The sequence below is a fragment of the Mesorhizobium sp. M7A.T.Ca.US.000.02.2.1 genome, from assembly GCF_003996995.1.
Lineage (GTDB): Bacteria > Pseudomonadota > Alphaproteobacteria > Rhizobiales > Rhizobiaceae > Mesorhizobium.
The window spans coordinates 1-2,039 of the sequence record NZ_RZTT01000678.1; the positions used below are offsets into that span (position 1 = coordinate 1).

The window sequence follows — 2,039 nt, forward strand, 5'->3', positions numbered from 1 at the left end:
GCCTTGAGGTCGTCCGGGATCTCGACGACATCCCAGGCAGCGCCCAGCGTCTCGTCGCGCCAGACAAGCGCGTTCATCTCGACGAGGTCGACGACGCCCTTGAACTCGGTCTCGGCGCCGATCGGCAGCTGCATGACAACGGCATGCGCACCGAGGCGCGAACCGATCATCTCGACCGAGCGGTAGAAGTCGGCGCCGATCTTGTCCATCTTGTTGCAGAAGATCATGCGCGGAACGCGGTACTTGTCGGCCTGGCGCCAGACGGTCTCGGTCTGCGGCTCAACGCCGGCATTGGCATCGAGCAGCGCGATGGCGCCGTCGAGCACGCGCAGCGAACGCTCGACTTCGATGGTGAAGTCGACGTGGCCGGGGGTGTCGATGATGTTGAAGCGGTGCATCTTGCCGTCACGAGCCTTCCAGAAGGTCGTGGTCGCGGCGGAGGTGATCGTGATGCCGCGCTCCTGCTCCTGCTCCATCCAATCCATGGTGGCAGCGCCGTCGTGGACTTCGCCGATCTTGTGCGACTTGCCCGTGTAGTAGAGGACGCGCTCGGTGGTCGTCGTCTTGCCGGCGTCAATATGCGCCATGATACCGAAATTGCGGTAGTCTTCGATTTTGTATTCGCGGGCCATCGTAGCTGCCTCTCAGTCTCGTTCGCGCTTTACCAGCGGTAGTGCGCGAAAGCGCGGTTGGCTTCAGCCATCTTGTGGGTGTCTTCACGCTTCTTGACAGCCGTGCCGCGGTTGTTGGCCGCGTCCATCAGCTCGCCGGAGAGGCGGTCGACCATCGTGGTCTCATTGCGATTGCGGGCCGCAGCGATCAGCCAGCGAATGGCCAATGCCTGGCGGCGCTCAGGGCGCACATCAACCGGAACCTGGTAGGTGGCGCCACCGACACGACGCGAACGCACTTCAACATGAGGCGCGACATTGTCGAGCGCCTGATGGAAGACGGTGACCGGCTCCTGCTTGGTCTTCGACTGAACCTGGTCGAGCGCGCCGTAGACGATGGTCTCGGCGACCGACTTCTTGCCGTCATACATGACGGCGTTCATGAACTTGGTGACGATCAGATCGCCGAACTTCGGGTCCGGATTGATCTCACGCTTTTCTGCACTGTGACGACGCGACATGGCTTTTGTCTCTCAATCTCATAACCCGACGCACCCAAGGAGCGCCAAGGCCGGAAAATCTTACTTCGGACGCCCCTTACTTCGGACGCTTGGCGCCGTACTTCGAACGGCGCTGCTTGCGGTTCTTCACACCCTGCGTGTCGAGCACGCCGCGGATGATGTGGTAGCGAACGCCCGGAAGATCCTTGACGCGGCCGCCGCGGATCATCACCACGGAGTGCTCCTGAAGGTTGTGGCCTTCGCCGGGGATGTACCCGATCACTTCAAAACCATTGGTCAGGCGGATCTTGGCCACCTTGCGCAGCGCCGAGTTCGGCTTCTTCGGCGTCGTTGTATAGACGCGCGTGCAGACGCCCCGCTTCTGCGGGTTCTGCTGCATGGCCGGGACCTTGTTGCGCTTCACCGGCGCAATGCGCGGCTTGCGGATCAGCTGGTTGACGGTAGGCATTAAACCCTCTTGTCTCTCAATTCCGTGTCTCGCCCGGTCAGGGCCGCTCAAAGCGTCATTTCCATACGCAAATTCGGGCCATAAACCGCGCCTCGCGGTCTTGCCCGAACAAAAGGCAGAGGAAGCGGAAGCCGCTTCGTGCACGCCGGAAATGTCTTTTCGCTCGTAAAACGAACCCTGTTTGAGGCAAACTCCAAAGCGTGTCGCTTCGGAAGGGAGAGCCTCACATCGGTTCTGACTGGGCGGCTTCTACTCGTAAGACCGCGGACCGTCAAGCCCGGAGCACTAAATATTGCGCGCCGACCAAGGCTTGGCAGCCATGCGAAAACCGCATGTAATTTTCTTTCGCATTTTTGCAAGAGCGAGGAAGAAAGTGACAAGCCTTCAGGCAAAGTGAATGGGTTTGCGCTGTTGCGCGGCCTTGCTTCATGCGAAAAGGCCGCATGAGCAGTCAAAACC

General features: G+C 60.4%; 3 protein-coding genes. All 3 read right to left on the reverse strand.

Features of this window, described 5'->3' with window-relative positions; translation table 11 throughout:
- Positions 1-632, reverse strand: a 632-nt coding sequence (locus EOD15_RS33420; RefSeq protein WP_127409249.1) for a GTP-binding protein, incomplete at its 3' end; no start/stop codon positions are given.
- A gap of 29 nt (positions 633-661) precedes the next feature.
- Positions 662-1,132 carry a 30S ribosomal protein S7 gene (gene rpsG / locus EOD15_RS33425; protein WP_008875664.1) on the reverse strand — a complete coding sequence of 157 codons (471 nt, stop codon included), beginning with the start codon at positions 1,130-1,132 and terminating at the stop codon, positions 662-664.
- A gap of 76 nt (positions 1,133-1,208) precedes the next feature.
- The gene (gene rpsL, locus EOD15_RS33430) at positions 1,209-1,580 is read right to left on the reverse strand and encodes a 30S ribosomal protein S12 (protein ID WP_006333356.1); all 372 of its coding nucleotides are present in this window, start codon (positions 1,578-1,580) and stop codon (positions 1,209-1,211) included.
- Positions 1,581-2,039: the final 459 nt, after the last annotated feature.